Raw genomic sequence first — 15,664 nt, 5'->3', positions numbered from 1 at the left:
AAAGGGGCAGTGCGAGAAGTGATTTCCAGAGAGCAATTAGAAAAGCATCAAATATGGCTATATGCTGCTGTATTAATGATTGCTGCCGGATTTGGCTTGTTGTGGCCGGAATCGAGCAAAAGTTTCGATCAGATGATTTCGATTGTACTCGCCATTTTAATGTATGGCATGTTTGCGCAAATTCCTTTTTTTCGTTTAAAAGCGGCGTTAACAAATCGAAAGTTCATCTATGCACTACTTATTACGAATTACATAGCCGTACCTGTTCTGGTGTGGGGGTTAATCCGGTTTCTTTCAGCCGATCCAGCGATCCTGTTAGGTGTGCTTCTTGTTTTGCTCACGCCCTGCATTGACTACGTGATCGTTTTTACACATCTTGGGCGCGGGAACGAAAAGCTTGTTCTGGTTTCAACTCCGATCCTTTTTGTCACCCAAATGCTCTTATTGCCTGTTTACCTATGGCTGTTTATGGGCAAGACAGCGGCTGAAATCGTGAGTGTCGGGCCTTTTTTCGAAGCATTTTTAGGACTTATCGTTGCTCCGCTGCTACTTGCTCTGCTTACACAATGGTGGGCACGGCGGCAGCCAAAGGGAGAACGTTTCCTTGATGCGACTGCATGGCTTCCAGTACCTTTTATGGCTCTGACTCTTTTTGTTGTCGTTGCATCACAAATCGCTAAACTATATACCTCTTTTGAGTCTATTGTCCAAGTGGTTCCCGTCTATGCAGCATATATGGTCATTACGCCGATTGTTGCTCGTATCGTTTCTCGTCTGTTCCGTTTAGATATCGGAGCGGGGCGAGCTCTTATTTTTAGCGCAGCAACTCGTAACTCGCTTGTCGTTCTTCCCTTTGCACTGGCGCTACCAGAACCACTAAACGGGGTGGTGTCTGCTGTCATCGTAACGCAAACGGTTGTAGAACTTATCGGGGAGCTAGTATACATTCGGCTTGTTCCAAAGGTGCTTTTGCGAGGGACGGATTGAAAACCGAAAGCATGTTCCGCACAGGCATCCGCGACTGGAAGCACGGGTGAGGTAACAGGTTGGCACCTCAAAAAAGCTTTATTGCGAAATTCGTTTCCCAAATACTAAAAATATCCTAAAATATTGATAATTGATCAAGAACCCTTTTACACAACTAAATCAGACCATGCAGAAACTCACAAGCGAACAAGCGAAAAGAGGGAAACAAATGACAACAACCATGGATTCAAAAGAGTTCGTCAATCGCCGTCAAAAACTCGCGGAAAAAATGCCTGAGCATAGCGTACTGGTCCTATTCTCTGGGGTTGCCAAGACGCGCAGCCAAGATGATAAATATCCGTTTTCACCGAACCGCAACTTCTACTATCTCACCGGCATCGCGCGCAGCAACCTCATTCTCATGATCACGAAACGCGCGGGCAGCGTGAGCGAAACGTTATTTCTCCAGCGCCCAAATGAACTGGAGGCGAAATGGACAGGCGCCGTCTTGGCGGATCAAGAGGCAAAAGAGTTGTCTGGTATCGAACACTTCGACTATCTCGATGAGTGGCTGGAGGCTTTTGCGACTTTTGTGCGGCGTTGCGAAGGCCAGTGCTCGCTCTATCTTGACTTGTATCGTTACCAGTGGAGCGATGAGCAGACCCTTGCAGAGGCGTTTGCTGAAGACGCGCAAAAGAAATACAAGACTTTGCAAATGCAGGATGCAGGCCCGTGGCTGAAAGAACTGCGCATGGTAAAGAGTCCGGCAGAGATCGAAGAAATCAAGCGTGCGATTGCGATCACAGATGAAGCCATCCGGCGTATGTGGGCGCATGCACGTCCTGGGATCATGGAATATGAGCTGGAGGCGCACTATGATTTTGCGTTGAAGTCGAATGGGGTGCGCGAGCTGCCGTATTTGCCGATTATTGCGAGCGGCATCAATGCTACTGTTTTGCACTATGAGGCGAATAATCAGCGCGCGGAAGATGGTGACCTGGTCCTGCTCGACCTTGGTGCGGCATCGAACTACTATGCGGCTGATATTTCGCGTACATTTCCCGTGAATGGTCGCTTTACAGAACGTCAAAAAGCGATTTATCAGCTCGTGCTCGAAGCCGAAATCAAGACCATCGAAGCCGTGAAACCGGGTGTCACGCTTCAACAATTAAACGAGGTCACGAAACAAGTATTGGCGGATGGCCTGTTGCATCTCGGTCTTATCCAAGACAGCAGCGAACTGTCCAAATACTACTACCATGCCGTGTCACATCACCTTGGCCTGGATACGCACGATGTTTCGGACTACAGTGCTGTCATGCAGCCTGGTATGGTGATCACGATTGAACCTGGCCTGTACATAGAGGAAGAAGCGATTGGCATTCGGATTGAAGATGATGTGCTAGTCACCGCAGATGGCTATGAGGTGCTCTCAGCGCAGATCCCGAAGGAAATCGCAGAAGTGGAATTGCTGATCGGGAAAAAGGAATAGCGAACGCTTGCCAGCCAGATCATGGCATCGTAAGCAAGGCATCATGCAAGCATTCGTCTAATAGGCGAAACGGGAGGGCGTCAGATTCGCACCAGCACAAAAGGTGTGATCTGGCGCTTTTCTTTTGCAAAATGCCAAACGGACCGAACCTTTTTGGGCAAACGAGACAATATAGGGTGTAAGCTGCTTACTCAGGAGGGCCCTCTGAATGCAAAGGGAATACATGTACGAATTGCTCGCGAAAATGAAAGAAGGGAATCGACAGGCGTTTCATTCGTTTTATGACGCAACTTATCAGGATGTGTACCGGACAGTCTCCTTTCTCGTGGATCATCCGCAAGATCGGGAAGATGTCATGAACGAGATTTACATGCAAATGTGGACCTCGCTCGCGAACTACGATACGAACCGGCCTTTCCACTTTTGGCTGCATGGCTTGGTCGTCCGCCAAGTACAGCGATTTCGGGTCAAGCGTTGGCGGAGATTCCGAATTTTTGAGCGCGTCCGCGTTTTCTTTCGGGACGAAAATCACTGGGACCAACCGACTGTGCTGATGGATGGAACGAATCAAATGATAGAGCAGGCCATCCAAAAGCTGACGGACAAACAGCGAACGGTGATTATCCTCCGCTTTTTTCACGACTATACGCTGGAGGAAATCGCGGTCTTGCTGCAAATTCCGCCGGGTACAGTCAAGTCCAGATACCATGCGGGTCTTGAGGCGCTGCGAAAATACGTACGGAATCTCCCCCCGGAAAGGATGGAACAGCTCAATGCTTATGGAACGCAAAATTCGTGAACATCTCCAGCAAAAAGCAGAAACGATGGAGTGCCCGCCGGCCATTTCCAGACGAATCGAACAATCCTATTCTCACTATTTGCAACAAAAAAGGAGCGGAATAACTATGAAAAAACGATTGATAAGCGGTATCGCAGCCGCAGCGATTTTGATTCCAACGGCAGCATTTGCAGCCCCAGCCTTGATTGAAATTTTGACCCGAACACCGATGACTGCCGAACAAGTCCAAGTAGATGAAGTCGGCAAAGCAACACTTGAAAAGCTGTACCGTGCTTTTCCAGAGACAAAATCGTTTGCGATTATCGACGCCAGCAACGTTCAAGGTGTCCAAACAAGCATCACTTTGCAGGACAAAAGCGGGAGCGGCAAAAAGTTTACTCTTCATACAAACAGCCGTACGGGTACGATTGAACACATCATCCAGGAAAATGACGGGGGATCTGAGGAAAAGCCGCTGATTGCTTCCACCGAGCAGGAAATCAAGGCGAAAGTAGACGATCTGCTGAATAAAATGTACGGCAGCATCAGCGAGTACGAGTTTGCTATGGAGCAAATGGAGAACGCGGAGCAAAAAACGCTTATGCTCAATTACAGCAAAAAGGGAGCGAAAACCCCGTTCTACCAAGTATTTGTTCAGGGCAATACGATCAGCGCGTCGCTAATTGGAGGGGAAACGACACCTTCCGCCGCGAAAGTAGAAGGCTTTTTCACGATGAATGGCCAGCCTGATTATACTGCCGATGCTTTTTTCAATGATGAAAAGCTGTTGTCTTTGCTAAAAATGAGCGCAGCCGACTTAAAACAGGAACTGGCAAAAGGAAAATCGGTCGTGGAGATCGCAGCCGCTAAAAATATCTCCAAGCAACAAGTAATAGATGTCATTGCAACAACGCAGGTTGAGGTGCAAATGCAAGGGGAGAACAGCGGAGCAGGCAGCCATTCCAAAGAACAGATGCTGAAAGCGATTGAGCCAAAAGTATTGCAACTGATTGAGCGCAAAAATGAAACATCGAGCAAAAAATAGCAAGCTCCGCACATGAGGTTGGGAGATATCGCGGGAGAAGCGAAATGACATTTTGCCAGAACCAGCAGCAATAACAGGATCAAAACCAGAAAAAACGCTTAACGAAGCTGCGCTACCAAACATTTGTTCACGGCATTAGCAGTAGCGTACGAAAACTTGAACTCAAAAAGGTGACCCGGAAGAGGCAGCGCTTGCAAAAAGTGCTCCTCCTGCGGGTCATTTGCGTTTTCATCAACAATTCGAATGACCGATGGTGTCACGGGGCAAAGGAGGGCGTTTGCAAAAATGGCACCCCAGTGATTTGTGCTATAACCAAGCCCGTTTTAACAACTCCACGCCAAGCTTGACTTCATCGCATGACAAGTTGCTGAACCCAAGTCTAATGATAGGCTCTGCGGTCTTGTTTTTCAAAAAATAGAGGGAAGTAGGATAGACTTTCACTCCCAGAAGGGAAGCTTGCTGAATGAGCCATTCCTCTGAACGCTCCAAGTGCACTTTGACCAAGACGTACAAGCCAGACTGCTCGCCAATGACAGTGATGTTGTGCTGGAAATGATTCCGTAATTCAGAAACGAAGTGCTGCATTTTGCGCTTATAAACAAGCCGCATTCGTTTAATGTGGCGATTCCATTCGCCTTCTTCCATAAATTTTGCCATAGCGAACTGGCTCAGCAGCGACGTCGTGCTCTCGAAATGTGCGAAGTGCTTTTTATAGCTGTCTAGCAGTGGCTGCGGCAACACCATGTAACTTAAACGTATGCCTGGCAGAAAGCACTTGGAAAAATTGCCAAGGTAAACAACTCTCGCGGAATCGATGGAAGCGAGAGCGGGGAATGGCTGTTGGGTATAGCGAAATTCACTATCGTAATCATCTTCAATAATGTACCCTTGCCGCTTGTTTGCCCAATGGATCAGCGCATGCCTTTGCTGAATGGTCATGCTTACTCCGTATGGACTGTGGTGGGACGGAGCCACATAAATTAATTTTGATTTCGTATGTGCCAATTGGGAAAAATCAGCGCCTGTCTCATAAACGGGTAACGTTTCCAGCGTAAAACGATTTAATTGAAAAGCTTCCCGAGCGCCATCATAGCCAGGGTCTTCCACAATGATGCTTGAGAAATCACGTTTCAGGACAAGACTTAAATACAGCAGCATTTGTTGGGTACTGCTTCCGATGATAATGGCATTCGGATCTGTGCGTACCCCGCGAGACTGGAGCAAGTAAGCTGCGATTTGTTCGCGCAAACACCGTTCGCCAAAAGGTTCTCCGTAGCGATAGGTGTCTTTTGCCGTTAAGATTTGATTCGAAATTCTTCTCCACGCTTTTACAGGGAAGTGCGTCTGATCGACGACATCTGCGCGGAAATCAATGCGAGCAGCTGGTATCGGCTCTGCTTGCCTGTGATGAGGCGTGCTGTGAGTTGCTTGAAATAAAAGGGGTTCTAACTCATTGACAAAATACCCTTTTCGGCCTTCGCCACGTACGTACCCTTCGGCAACAAGCTGTTCATAGGCCAGCAAGGTCGTATTGCGGCTGACATGCAAAGAATCGGCAAGCTGGCGGATGGAGGGCAAAGGCTCACCCGCCTTTATGTCGCCTTGCTCAATAAATGCTTTAAATTTTTCGTAGATTTGTTTGTATTTAGGAGAGTGATCCTGGAAGGTAAAAATGGTATTTTTCATCTATATCCCTTCTGACATGTACATTTACTCCGTATTGTATCTTTTTTTATGTCAGTTTGTATTTTATTGTTTGTTCATCGGCCAGTTATTTTGCATACAGAAAGGATGAGCATGGTGTACACTCCGAAGCAATATCGCATGAATCATGATGAGGCGGTTCAAATGATGAAGACTTCCCCGTTTGCCTTGCTGATTACGGTGGAGCAACAGCGCCCGTTGGCTACGCACATTCCGGTGGAGATTCGCGAAGAGGAAGGGAAAATTTATGCCACGGGGCACATCGCATACGGCAATACGCAGAAAAAAACGTTGAAAAACAATCGTGATGTCTTGCTGATTTTCCAAGGACCACACACCGACATTCAAGGGGCAGCCAAAATGAGTCAAAATCGCAACAACACCGATTACAAATCGATTGTGGGAGAGCTTGAAAAGTCAAATGATCAAGAGGAAAATCTCGTTGCCGAATGGCTGCGTGAGCAACGGAAAGAGTTATTTAAATAATTGGCCTGAAAGTGCTTCACGCAAGCCCAAGCAGATCGTGTACAAAAATACAGCAAGGAGTGTTGCAAGTCATGGAATTTTCAACGGTTTGGCTGTTTGTAATCGCTGCCGCTACCTTGTTAATCATACCTGGACCTGCTGTGTTCTACATTATGGCAAGAAGTATAGATCAAGGCAAAAAAGCGGGCTTGGTATCGGTTCTCGGTGTATCTTTTGGTGGTTCTGTCCATGTGATCGCGGGAGCAATCGGAGTTTCTGCGATCCTGATGACGTCAGCAACAGCCTTTCATATCGTGAAATACGTGGGAGCTGCCTATCTGGTCTATCTCGGGTGCAAGACTTTGTTTTCCAAAGCGGATCGAACAGACGCAGAGATACCAAAAGCCCCTCGCAAACAGTTAGGGAAGATTTTTTGCGAATCCGCCATCGTGGAAGTCATGAATCCGAAGACAGCGCTCTTTTTTCTAGCCTTCTTTCCGCAGTTCATCTCACCTTCTGCTGGTTCTGTTACCGTACAGTTTTTGCTTTTGGGAGCGATATTTTTGATCCTGGCTTTGATTAGCGATGGGCTGTATGCGGTTCTCGCAGCAAGTATTCGCAAGCGGATTGTGGGCAGAACAGCGAGTTCCAGGTTAGTGAAGCGGATAACCGGCTATTTTTATATGGTTCTAGGGATCATTTCCGCCTTTGCCAGTCCTGCCAAAACATAAGAGCATGATCGTGTTGTGACGCAACAAATGACGTTTCTGCCAAAAATGAAAGGGAGAGATCAAGGATGCCTAGATTTATCGCGGAAGATGACTTTTGGTCGCTATTTCTCCAGGCCAAAATAGGCGTCGTTATTTGTCAGGGGATTGATAACTCTATCAAAAACGTTGAAGTTTACGAGAAGCTGCTACAGGAAGCAGGGAAAGAAGCGCAGCAATTCCTCAAGCTGGAGGAATTGAGCAGTAATCCGGTCATTTTGGTTTGGCGCGAGGCGCAGCGGACGATGCTAACCGAAAAGACGAAAAATGCTTTCCTCTGTATGGAATTAGTCGATGAAACGAGAAGCGATGAGTTTCATAGAGCGCGAAAAGAATTGTCTGATCTCGTCTCCCGCCATCTTGGCGGTACGGTGAAGCTGGAAGTATTGGACATCCATAACAGGGAAATGGCCATTTGAAACTAAGTGTTAAAGACGTGGAATCAGGATGTTTTTCAACCGAGATAGACAAACATGCGGCTGCGTCCTGCATAAAAGAAAAGCTTGTCAGAACTCTCAATCGACCTCGCTTCGGCGGGGTTTTTGCGTTAGGCAATGTCAAAAAACAACGCGAAGCATATTTGCGCCAGGCTAAACGTTGCAATGGCGAGTGCATGATGGTATATTAATTGAGGTATCAATTATTGATGGGTCAAGTAATTGTCAGCCACTAACTGCATGCTGCTGAATTTGCTCATCCACACGCATGATCCGTATCGATTTACCAGCCCCCGGGAGGCATTTTCATGACATACAAGGAGTTTGAAGAAGAACAAATTCTCAGCTTGCTCATTGGTTTAACCAATAAAATCAGCCCGAAATTCGAGCGCTGTACCGGAATCAGTTCGACTCGTCTCGCGATCTTGCAAATGTTGTGCGAGCGAAGCGAAATCAATCAGTCCCAGCTGCAAAAGCACATCGACATCGACGGTGCGGCCATTACACGGCACTTGAAGCAACTGGAAGCGGATGGCATGGTGATTCGCTACAAAAATCCAAATGATAACCGCGAAACGTTCGTGCGCTTGTCCGACGAAGGGATCGAGCGGATTGAAGGGTACAAAAGCGAGAAACGGATTTTTATCCAGCAGATTTTGGCGGGATTCAGCGAGGAAGAGACGCGGGTTCTGGCTGATTTTCTCAAACGGATGCAAAACAACATTTGATCGATCAGAAAAGGAGTCTGTTACTATGGTGCGCACATTGCAAAAGACAAACGATTTTCGGGAAATTACATTTGGCCGTCGCTCTGTCAAACTGTATGACCCGGAAGTCAAAATCAGCAGGGAAGAGATGACCGAGATTTTAGCCGGAGCGACGCGTGCCCCATCTTCGGTCAATATGCAGCCATGGCGTTTCGTCGTGATCGAAAGCAAGGAAGGGAAAGAAAAGCTGGCCGAGCTGGCTCGTTTCAACAAGACGCAAGTGCTCACTTCGTCTGCGGTCATTGCCGTATTCGTTGACATGAACAATGCCGCATACATGGATGAGATTTTCGGAAAAGCGGTCGAGCTTGGTTACATGCCGCAAGAAGTGAAAGATATGCAGTTGCAAGCGGTGAAACCGTACTACGCGAATCTGTCGGTTGCTGATCTGCGGGACGTCAATTTTATTGATGCGGGACTCGTATCGATGCAACTGATGCTCGTTGCCCGTGCTTTTGGCTATGACACCAATCCGATTGGCGGCTATGAAAAAGAGCAAATCGCAGAGGCATTTGATCTGGACAAGGAACGCTATTTGCCGATCATGTTAATCAGCATCGGCAAAGCGGCGAAGGAAGGGCACTCGTCTTATCGATTGCCGGTGGAGACAGTGACCACCTGGAAATAATCCAACTACGTTTTCGAAAGGGAGAAAAAACATGCTGATCATTCATGCGCATCTGCAAGTAATTCCTGCACAGGAAGAAGCATTTTTGCAAGCGGTCAAAGGGCTGGTTGCTGCCAGCCAGGCGGAAGCAGGCAATCTCGGATACGTTCTGATGAAAAGCACGGAGCAAGAGCATTGCTATACGATGGTTGAGAAGTGGGCGGATGCTGCGGCAGTAGCGGCGCACAATGCAAGCGCTCATTTTCAGGCGTTCATCAAGCAGGCACCAGCTTTTGTTTCGGCACCGATGGAAGTGGAAGTATTCGCAGGCGAGCCAGTGAAGCTGTAAATCGGTCTGGAAAAGGAAAACAGCAAGGGTGATCCTGGGAGCTGACTCCAGGTGATCAGCTTTGCTGTTTTTTTGCATGACGGGAAGACATTGCGGTGGAAATCATAGACTCGAAAAAAAAGACCCCACTTCTGGGGTGTAAATCCAATGACCCGTTGATGGAGGGGAGTTAGGAAACGCTTATTTCGAAGCAATCTGAGACAGTCCCACCTTTTCCGTCATGAGCGGTGACTTTCACGATAGCGTAATCTGAATGACCCGAAATGGTATGGAATACAATTTTTCCATAGTTAGGGCTAGTAACGACATCGTTGAAAGTGTAAACAAAGCCCGATCCCCGTTCAAATTGAATGGTAAAGGTCAGGCTATCTTCATCGGGATCAGCAAAATAATCGGTAAGGGAAACAGCCTCATGGGTTCCGGCAGGAGGGATAGCGAGATCAGGTATTCCCGAGCCTACAACAACCGGGGCTTGATTGCTATTCTCGACTTCTTCCCTGCTGTTTTGGAGGGATTTCGTTCGAGCCTACACCGTGCAGGCGACTTTCATCGCACACGGCGTTCCATCAACGGATAAGAATGGAGGAAAAGGAACAACGGGCACTATCATCGTACACCGCCTATGTCAAAATTTACACCTTTTCTTTCCATTTCACCCCAAAAAGCAAGCAATCACCAAAAGTTTGGGGAAAAGTATCCATTAAGACACAGGAGTCGTAATACATATAGACCCAGGCAATCTCGGTTCACAAGATGGAGAACAGGTCCGGAAAGATTTGAAATGGGGGGGTCTGATGAAAAAGCGGTTAGTAGTAAGCGGATTGATCCTTGTCTTTGCTTGCGCTTTCGTATTCGACAACAAACTTTACTATCCGGCACTCCCAATAGAAAGTATGAGCAAAAAAGCGGTGATAGAAAAGCTGAATGACTCTGACAAACCAATCGTTACATTATCGAACGAAAACGGTCAACAATGGTATATCATACGCGAACGAGATGCATCCGCAGCTGATGAGTTGATTAAGAAAATGGTCAGTCAAAAAGGATGGACGTTCCGACAAAAAGAAGGTAGTGGCCTCTTCTTTGAAAAACAAGGAGAAAATTTGATTGTAACTACCCAAAAGTGGACGGGTGACTATGTGTTAGTGAAAATTCCGGCCCCTTTTTCATGACTAAACGCGGTTCGCTTTCCGGTTATTTATGAGGCTGTCTGCTTATGAGTGATGAAGAGATAAAAAAATTAACTCCTACCTAACTTTCGATAGGAGACGGCAGAGAAGCAGGCAAAGTATAGTAAAAGTACCCGAAAGGAACATCCTCGCTTTAGTTGATGGACGCCATCTTCGATGAAAATCGCCCTCCTCGTGGCGTATCCTGTGTGGAAGGAACCATCTCTCCGTGCACCTTCCACACAGGAAGCGGGCTTATAATGGATTCCATTTGAGAGAATCAGATACAACCTCTCGCCCGCTTGCCATCAACAACCCCTTGAGCTGCACGAGGGGTTCATTTTTTTGCCAAAACAGCTCCTTGTTCATGAATGAGAACAAGGAGCTGTCATCGTTTTTGCCCAGAAAGTTGCTGTTGGTCCCTCATTTGATCATGAGAGCTAAAAACTCGTGCAGTTTATCCAAAGAGCGGATGTTTTGATTGCAGGTTGTGCTGTCTTGGCATAAATAGTTTCCTTTTTTCAAATACGTGCCGTCACTTGAACCGCGTGCTTCCAGGACGAACATGCCGATGTCGGAAACTTTGTTGCAGATGGCACAGATGCCTTTCTTCGCCATGGGCGTAAAAGTGCCGTGGATACCGATCAGCTTGTCGGGGTAGTTGGCGATGATAAATTTTTTATCAGAACCGTTGTCGAACCAACTGATGTACGACAACTCGGCATACGGAAGCTCGGCGGCTACTGGTGGCTTGAGCTTCTTGATCTTCGGGTACATTTTTTTGATCGCTTGCTCGGTAACGGCGGGAAACGGAACAACATAAGGCGACAAAGACAGCAGAAACTGTTTGGCTTCGTTCTTTTCTTTCAGCGAACGGATTGGCGCAAGCAGTTGTCTTTGTTCGTCAGAAAGATCAGCGAACAGCTGAAAAACCGCTTCCTGCGCAATGTCTTTTCGTGCCCGGATGACGTTCAAATCCGTGCTGCCCGTATACGCATTCAACAAGTTTTGCACCTGCCATTTGATAAAGTTGTAGTGGTGGGGAAAAATAAACGGTTGCATGTGATCGTGTACCTCCTGTATGTGTCCGCTGCGCTGGTGGAAGAACGCAGCAGTTTTGTCTCTTTTACTTTAAAAGCAAACGGCTGCGCTTGATAGGGAGAGAACGATTCTAAACAAAACTCGGCATAGAAAAAGCACTGATCGTCTTGGGGACAGATCAGTGCCTGAGTCTATTTGACATATACGATTTTTTTGATCGTTTCGATCGAGAGAAAATACTGTTCGGCCAGCTGTGGAATGGACACACCTTCGCGAAAAGCGTTGCGGATCAGGTTGTTCCTTTCATCCAGCTGTTTTCTTCCGCCAGAGCGGGTTCCCCATTTATAATGCGTGGTTTTTGACTTCGGGATATAGATGGTTTCCCCTTGCACATACTTCTGGATTTCTGCAATCAGGCTTTCTGGCAGCATATTGGCTGCATTCGCATATTTCATTTTCGCTCGCTCCTTATTTTGGCATTCAAATAAGGGGCAAAGCCGGAAAATAAAAAATGAGATACATAACGGTAGGCGATGTATTGTCTAAACGACTGTCCACCTCATGCAAAGTATCGCCTTTCTATTTCCAGGCTTTGCATGAGACGCTGCAGTATCTGGCAAACTGAATCCATTCACCAACCATACACCCCCTCGATCACGATTCATACCTTCCTGTGCAGTACGCAAACTCTGCGCAGTTCCTTCCATTATAGATCATCTTGCAGCGATTTTCATGCGCAGATGTTTGCGAGCGCTTTGCCACGTTACTCAAAAAACACGATCTTTGCGGCTTATCGGCCGACGATCAGGTCAAGCAACTGATCATCTGTCCATGGCTCCAGCGCAAGCAACGCTTGGTACGGGTCAGCTCCTGGGATGTGAAAATAGGAGGCAAAAGCTGGCTCTGTCTTCAAGCCGTTTTGCTTGAGCTGGCGGATGTGCTGTCGCGCTTTCGGTCCTGCCAGTTGCAGCAAGCGATGTTCGATGATCATGTGCCGATACGCGTTTTGTTGTTCGACGGGGCGCGGTTGGGCAAAAAGCTCGAACCAGAAGCCGTGGGCAAAAAAGGAGACAAGACATGTGGGCACAGCTTGTACCGGCATGCGGGCTTCCTGGTATCCTTCGCAGTCTGCGTAAAAGCTGCGGGCGATCTCGGCGAACAGCTCAAGATCGTAGCATTCGCAGACGATGTCCAAATCACTGTCGCCAAGATCGATGTCGAGCGGAATCGTTCCGGCGAGCACCGGATCAAAAGCTTGCAGGCGTTGCAAGACCGCGCTTTGTTCGATGGCTCGTGCGGCTGTTTGCTGTTTTGCTGTACCGTTTTGCAAATAGGTGAGATCACGCCAGTTTCTCGTCATAGAAAACTCCTGTTTCCTTCGGTATTTGCAGATGTTTGTCGCAACAAGTATGATAGATTCGCGAAAACAAGTGTGCAACAAAAATCGCTTTTGCTCGTATTACCTATGTGAGGGGAGTGCATGCAGATGGATATTTTACTCTGGATCGTTGTTTTGGTGCTATTCGCGCTCAGTATTGCAGGTATATTTTTGCCTGTGTTACCCGATACGATTTTGCTGTGGGCAGGCTTTTTGCTCTACCACTTTTTCATAGCAGATCCGGGAGCGGGGTTGCCAGCGTCCTTCTGGTGGGGAATGGTGGTATTCAGTATATTGCTGTACGGCGCTGACTTGTTGACCAACATGTATTTCGTGAAAAAATACGGCGGCTCCAAATGGTCGTCGGTGGCGGCTGCCGCAGGGATTTTTCTCGGGATTTTCGTGTTCCCGCCATTTGGGATGATCATTTTGCCGTTTGTCTTCGTCGTGCTGGTGGAGCTGTTGGTGCAGAACCAGCCTTTCGAGCGGGCGGTCAAAGCGGGCTTTGGCTCCCTGATCGGCTTTTTGGGAAGCGCAGTAGTCAAAGTAGTGTTGCAGGTGACCATGATTATCTGGTTTTTCCTCGCCAGATAGAGAGAAAAAAGGACAGCGATGGCTGTCCTTTTTGTATGCCGCGAAATTAGTGAATGAGGCGGTAGACGCCGATGACTTTGCCGAGAATGGAAACGGCGTCCAAAATGATCGGTTCCATCGTGGCGTTCTCAGGCTGGAGACGGAAGTGGTTTTTTTCTTTGAAAAAGCGCTTGACGGTTGCTTCGTCTTCTTCGGTCATGGCGACAACGATATCTCCGTTGTTTGCTACATGCTGCTGGCGCACGATGACGTAGTCTCCGTCGAGGATTCCGGCGTCGATCATACTGTTTCCGGACACGCGCAGCATGTACACCTTGTCTGAAGTCACGATATTTTCTGGAAGCGGGAAGTATTCCTCTACGTCCTCAATCGCCGTGATCGGTTGCCCGGCGGTTACTTTCCCGATGACAGGAACGCGGACAACGGAGTCTTCGAAGTTGTCCTGGAAGCGATCTTCTTCAGACAACAGCTCGATCGCGCGCGGTTTGGTCGGGTCGCGGCGAATCAGGCCTTTCTTTTCCAGGCGGGCCAAGTGGCCGTGTACGGTAGAGCTGGAAGCCAGTCCGACAGCTTCGCCGATTTCGCGCACAGATGGAGGATAACCTTTGTCGCGAACTTCCTTCCGAATGAATTCGATGATGGCTTGTTGTCTGCTAGATAATTTTGACATAAAAAGACACCCCTGATTTCTCGAACATATTTTCCTATATTATACCATGGGAGCTTGCGTTCGACAAACATAAGTTCGATAAAAAGGCGAACAGGAATTTTTGCCCGAAAGAACGTTTCTTGTCGAATGGTTGGTGCGAGCCAGAAGCATGGCTGTTCGCGGATTGTCCCATACCAAAAGGGGAATTGGCCATCTTGCCGTCACCTGCGTGAATTTTGCAAAGGGGCAGGTTTTCGTATTGACATGAACATATGTTCTCATTTATGATTGGAATACGAACTTATAGAACGTATGTTTGCAGGAGGTTATCCCATGAATGTCATGTCTATTCCTAACCGTTTTGAAAAAGAATCGTCCCGTCGCGTCCGTTTTGGTATTACCAGAGGCCAAGCCCTGTTGTTCCTGATTACGTTTTCTCTCTTTTTTTACTTGTTGACCGAACTGGTGTTTGCTTCTTCGCACGCTGAACCGCTAAAAGGAACAGAAGTGACGGTTCGCGACGGTGACAGCTTGTGGACCATTGCAGTCCGCCATCAAACGGAGACGGTCGATGTACGCGATCTGATCCAGGATATTAAAGAGGCGAACGATCTGCAGAGCAATCTGATTTATCCGGGACAGACCTTGCTCATTCCCGATCCGAAATGATAGAAAGCACTTGCCGGTTCGTCTCCATCTTGCGAGTTCGCCCTGATGTGATATAATTAAACGGCATTACTACTGGGTGGGAGGAACCGTACGTGGTATCTGACGCGGAAATCAAACGAATCAACGAACTGGTCAAAAAATCGCGCGAGGTTGGTTTGACCGATGAGGAAAAGCAAGAGCAGCAAGCTCTGCGACAAAAGTACATTGATGCGGTCAAGGCATCGCTGAAAGCGAATCTCGATTCCATCCGTTATGTGGAAGATCTTGAAGAGAATCGTCCCAAACATTAAGCTCACTTGTATTGATAAGGCAGACATCCTTGCTTGACGCTCGGGTGTCTTTTTGTTCCTTATGACTATCAGGTATTCGACAGAGGAGGAAAACAGATGGCGTGGGTGGCTGTAGCGGTAGGCGGTGCTGTCGGTTCATTGTTTCGCTATTGGTTGTCTTTGGCGGCGAATCAGCCGGGGTGGCCAATCGGCACCTGGTTAGCCAACATCATCGGCTCATTTTTGATCGGCGTGTTGTTTGTGATCGGCAAAGAGCGGGGAGGCATTTCTCCCGAAGTGTATATTTTGTTTACCACAGGGGTTATGGGTGGCTTCACGACGTTTTCCACCTTTTCTCTGGAGGTTGTTTCTTTTTGGGGCGACGGGCAATGGCTGCGCGGGACGCTGTATGCACTCGCGAGTATCGTGGTCGGGCTGTCCTCATGCGCCGTAGGGATTTGGCTTGCCCGGCAAATGCAATAATAAAAAATAATGGATAAAGCTGAGAGGGGGGATGG

The 15,664-nt window shown here is 47.8% G+C and carries 20 protein-coding genes; 15 read left to right on the top strand and 5 right to left on the bottom strand.

Going from position 1 to position 15,664, the window contains the following annotated elements; genetic code table 11:
* The first annotated feature begins 18 nt into the window (after positions 1 to 18).
* The 4 genes from NST23_RS15655 to NST23_RS15640 all read left to right on the top strand — a co-directional run bounded on the left by NST23_RS15655 (position 19) and on the right by NST23_RS15640 (position 4,281).
* Entirely contained in the window at positions 19 to 987 is a 969-nt protein-coding gene (locus NST23_RS15655) for an arsenic resistance protein (RefSeq protein WP_242771148.1), read from the top strand.
* 220 nt (positions 988 to 1,207) lie between these two features.
* Positions 1,208 to 2,458, top strand: a complete 1,251-nt coding sequence (locus tag NST23_RS15650; protein WP_445662502.1) for an aminopeptidase P family protein — start codon at positions 1,208 to 1,210, stop codon at positions 2,456 to 2,458.
* Positions 2,459 to 2,666: 208 nt separating this feature from the next.
* The gene (locus tag NST23_RS15645; protein WP_242771154.1) at positions 2,667 to 3,257 is read left to right on the top strand and encodes a sigma-70 family RNA polymerase sigma factor; all 591 of its coding nucleotides are present in this window, start codon (positions 2,667 to 2,669) and stop codon (positions 3,255 to 3,257) included.
* Positions 3,232 to 4,281 carry a hypothetical protein gene (locus tag NST23_RS15640; RefSeq protein WP_242771156.1) on the top strand — a complete coding sequence of 350 codons (1,050 nt, stop codon included), beginning with the start codon at positions 3,232 to 3,234 and terminating at the stop codon, positions 4,279 to 4,281. The genes NST23_RS15645 and NST23_RS15640 overlap by 26 nt, the downstream gene beginning before the upstream one ends.
* A 306-nt stretch (positions 4,282 to 4,587) precedes the next feature.
* Here NST23_RS15640 and pdxR read toward each other — a convergent pair whose 3' ends face one another.
* Positions 4,588 to 5,967: a MocR-like pyridoxine biosynthesis transcription factor PdxR gene (pdxR, locus tag NST23_RS15635; RefSeq protein ID WP_340964054.1), complete on the bottom strand. Its 1,380-nt coding sequence runs from the start codon at positions 5,965 to 5,967 to the stop codon at positions 4,588 to 4,590.
* A 48-nt stretch (positions 5,968 to 6,015) separates the two neighbouring features.
* Between pdxR and NST23_RS15630 the strand changes: the two genes are divergently transcribed.
* The 7 genes from NST23_RS15630 to NST23_RS15600 all read left to right on the top strand — a co-directional run bounded on the left by NST23_RS15630 (position 6,016) and on the right by NST23_RS15600 (position 10,549).
* A complete protein-coding gene (locus NST23_RS15630; RefSeq protein ID WP_340964052.1) occupies positions 6,016 to 6,471 on the top strand; it encodes an FMN-binding negative transcriptional regulator in 456 nt (151 codons plus the stop codon).
* A 71-nt stretch (positions 6,472 to 6,542) separates the two neighbouring features.
* A complete protein-coding gene (locus NST23_RS15625) occupies positions 6,543 to 7,181 on the top strand; it encodes a LysE family translocator (RefSeq protein ID WP_122965350.1) in 639 nt (212 codons plus the stop codon).
* Positions 7,182 to 7,246: 65 nt separating this feature from the next.
* Positions 7,247 to 7,636: a hypothetical protein gene (locus NST23_RS15620; RefSeq protein WP_122965351.1), complete on the top strand. Its 390-nt coding sequence runs from the start codon at positions 7,247 to 7,249 to the stop codon at positions 7,634 to 7,636.
* A gap of 326 nt (positions 7,637 to 7,962) precedes the next feature.
* On the top strand, positions 7,963 to 8,382 hold the full coding sequence (locus NST23_RS15615; protein WP_122965352.1) for a MarR family winged helix-turn-helix transcriptional regulator: 420 nt from the start codon (positions 7,963 to 7,965) through the stop codon (positions 8,380 to 8,382).
* A gap of 25 nt (positions 8,383 to 8,407) precedes the next feature.
* Positions 8,408 to 9,049, top strand: a complete 642-nt coding sequence (locus NST23_RS15610) for a nitroreductase family protein (RefSeq protein ID WP_173596537.1) — start codon at positions 8,408 to 8,410, stop codon at positions 9,047 to 9,049.
* 31 nt (positions 9,050 to 9,080) lie between these two features.
* The gene (locus tag NST23_RS15605; RefSeq protein ID WP_122965354.1) at positions 9,081 to 9,377 is read left to right on the top strand and encodes a putative quinol monooxygenase; all 297 of its coding nucleotides are present in this window, start codon (positions 9,081 to 9,083) and stop codon (positions 9,375 to 9,377) included.
* A gap of 794 nt (positions 9,378 to 10,171) precedes the next feature.
* Positions 10,172 to 10,549, top strand: a complete 378-nt coding sequence (locus NST23_RS15600) for a hypothetical protein (RefSeq protein ID WP_242771158.1) — start codon at positions 10,172 to 10,174, stop codon at positions 10,547 to 10,549.
* 420 nt (positions 10,550 to 10,969) lie between these two features.
* On the opposite strand, the gene NST23_RS15595 is transcribed toward NST23_RS15600, so the two are convergent.
* From NST23_RS15595 to NST23_RS15585, 3 genes are all read right to left on the bottom strand, one after another.
* A complete protein-coding gene (locus NST23_RS15595; protein WP_242771160.1) occupies positions 10,970 to 11,608 on the bottom strand; it encodes a FusB/FusC family EF-G-binding protein in 639 nt (212 codons plus the stop codon).
* Positions 11,609 to 11,778: 170 nt separating this feature from the next.
* Positions 11,779 to 12,093 carry a CD3324 family protein gene (locus NST23_RS15590; protein WP_267901847.1) on the bottom strand — a complete coding sequence of 105 codons (315 nt, stop codon included), beginning with the start codon at positions 12,091 to 12,093 and terminating at the stop codon, positions 11,779 to 11,781.
* 284 nt (positions 12,094 to 12,377) lie between these two features.
* Entirely contained in the window at positions 12,378 to 12,947 is a 570-nt protein-coding gene (locus NST23_RS15585) for a DUF4269 domain-containing protein (protein ID WP_173598843.1), read from the bottom strand.
* A 126-nt stretch (positions 12,948 to 13,073) separates the two neighbouring features.
* On the opposite strand from NST23_RS15585, the gene NST23_RS15580 reads away from it, so the two are divergent.
* Positions 13,074 to 13,559, top strand: a complete 486-nt coding sequence (locus NST23_RS15580; protein WP_173596541.1) for a DUF456 domain-containing protein — start codon at positions 13,074 to 13,076, stop codon at positions 13,557 to 13,559.
* A gap of 46 nt (positions 13,560 to 13,605) precedes the next feature.
* Here NST23_RS15580 and lexA read toward each other — a convergent pair whose 3' ends face one another.
* Entirely contained in the window at positions 13,606 to 14,229 is a 624-nt protein-coding gene (lexA, locus tag NST23_RS15575; RefSeq protein WP_063228476.1) for a transcriptional repressor LexA, read from the bottom strand.
* Between the two features lie 312 nt (positions 14,230 to 14,541).
* Here lexA and yneA point away from each other — a divergent pair, with 312 nt between their 5' ends.
* From yneA to crcB, 3 genes are all read left to right on the top strand, one after another.
* Positions 14,542 to 14,877, top strand: a complete 336-nt coding sequence (yneA, locus tag NST23_RS15570) for a cell division suppressor protein YneA (RefSeq protein ID WP_173596542.1) — start codon at positions 14,542 to 14,544, stop codon at positions 14,875 to 14,877.
* A gap of 92 nt (positions 14,878 to 14,969) precedes the next feature.
* Entirely contained in the window at positions 14,970 to 15,167 is a 198-nt protein-coding gene (locus tag NST23_RS15565) for a DUF896 domain-containing protein (protein WP_063228478.1), read from the top strand.
* 96 nt (positions 15,168 to 15,263) lie between these two features.
* Entirely contained in the window at positions 15,264 to 15,629 is a 366-nt protein-coding gene (gene crcB, locus NST23_RS15560) for a fluoride efflux transporter CrcB (protein WP_173596543.1), read from the top strand.
* Positions 15,630 to 15,664: the final 35 nt, after the last annotated feature.

Origin of the sequence: Brevibacillus sp. FSL K6-0770 (genome assembly GCF_038000275.1) — a bacterium.
Classification (GTDB): domain Bacteria; phylum Bacillota; class Bacilli; order Brevibacillales; family Brevibacillaceae; genus Brevibacillus; species Brevibacillus parabrevis.
The sequence above is the reverse complement of the archived record's forward strand: the minus strand, read 5'-3'. Positions and strand labels throughout refer to the sequence as shown.

Excerpts from the sequence above, each read along its gene's own strand:
- NST23_RS15650 (WP_445662502.1), top strand. The coding sequence starts at position 1,208 with ATGGATTCAAAAGAGTTCGTCAATCGCCGTCAAAAACTCGCGGAAAAA.
- NST23_RS15645 (WP_242771154.1), top strand. The coding sequence starts at position 2,667 with ATGCAAAGGGAATACATGTACGAATTGCTCGCGAAAATGAAAGAAGGG.
- NST23_RS15640 (WP_242771156.1), top strand. The coding sequence starts at position 3,232 with ATGCTTATGGAACGCAAAATTCGTGAACATCTCCAGCAAAAAGCAGAA.
- pdxR (WP_340964054.1), bottom strand. The coding sequence starts at position 5,967 with ATGAAAAATACCATTTTTACCTTCCAGGATCACTCTCCTAAATACAAA.
- NST23_RS15630 (WP_340964052.1), top strand. The coding sequence starts at position 6,016 with ATGTCAGTTTGTATTTTATTGTTTGTTCATCGGCCAGTTATTTTGCAT.
- NST23_RS15625 (WP_122965350.1), top strand. The coding sequence starts at position 6,543 with ATGGAATTTTCAACGGTTTGGCTGTTTGTAATCGCTGCCGCTACCTTG.
- NST23_RS15620 (WP_122965351.1), top strand. The coding sequence starts at position 7,247 with ATGCCTAGATTTATCGCGGAAGATGACTTTTGGTCGCTATTTCTCCAG.
- NST23_RS15615 (WP_122965352.1), top strand. The coding sequence starts at position 7,963 with ATGACATACAAGGAGTTTGAAGAAGAACAAATTCTCAGCTTGCTCATT.
- NST23_RS15610 (WP_173596537.1), top strand. The coding sequence starts at position 8,408 with ATGGTGCGCACATTGCAAAAGACAAACGATTTTCGGGAAATTACATTT.
- NST23_RS15605 (WP_122965354.1), top strand. The coding sequence starts at position 9,081 with ATGCTGATCATTCATGCGCATCTGCAAGTAATTCCTGCACAGGAAGAA.
- NST23_RS15600 (WP_242771158.1), top strand. The coding sequence starts at position 10,172 with ATGAAAAAGCGGTTAGTAGTAAGCGGATTGATCCTTGTCTTTGCTTGC.
- NST23_RS15595 (WP_242771160.1), bottom strand. The coding sequence starts at position 11,608 with ATGCAACCGTTTATTTTTCCCCACCACTACAACTTTATCAAATGGCAG.
- NST23_RS15585 (WP_173598843.1), bottom strand. The coding sequence starts at position 12,947 with ATGACGAGAAACTGGCGTGATCTCACCTATTTGCAAAACGGTACAGCA.
- NST23_RS15580 (WP_173596541.1), top strand. The coding sequence starts at position 13,074 with ATGGATATTTTACTCTGGATCGTTGTTTTGGTGCTATTCGCGCTCAGT.
- lexA (WP_063228476.1), bottom strand. The coding sequence starts at position 14,229 with ATGTCAAAATTATCTAGCAGACAACAAGCCATCATCGAATTCATTCGG.
- yneA (WP_173596542.1), top strand. The coding sequence starts at position 14,542 with ATGAATGTCATGTCTATTCCTAACCGTTTTGAAAAAGAATCGTCCCGT.
- crcB (WP_173596543.1), top strand. The coding sequence starts at position 15,264 with ATGGCGTGGGTGGCTGTAGCGGTAGGCGGTGCTGTCGGTTCATTGTTT.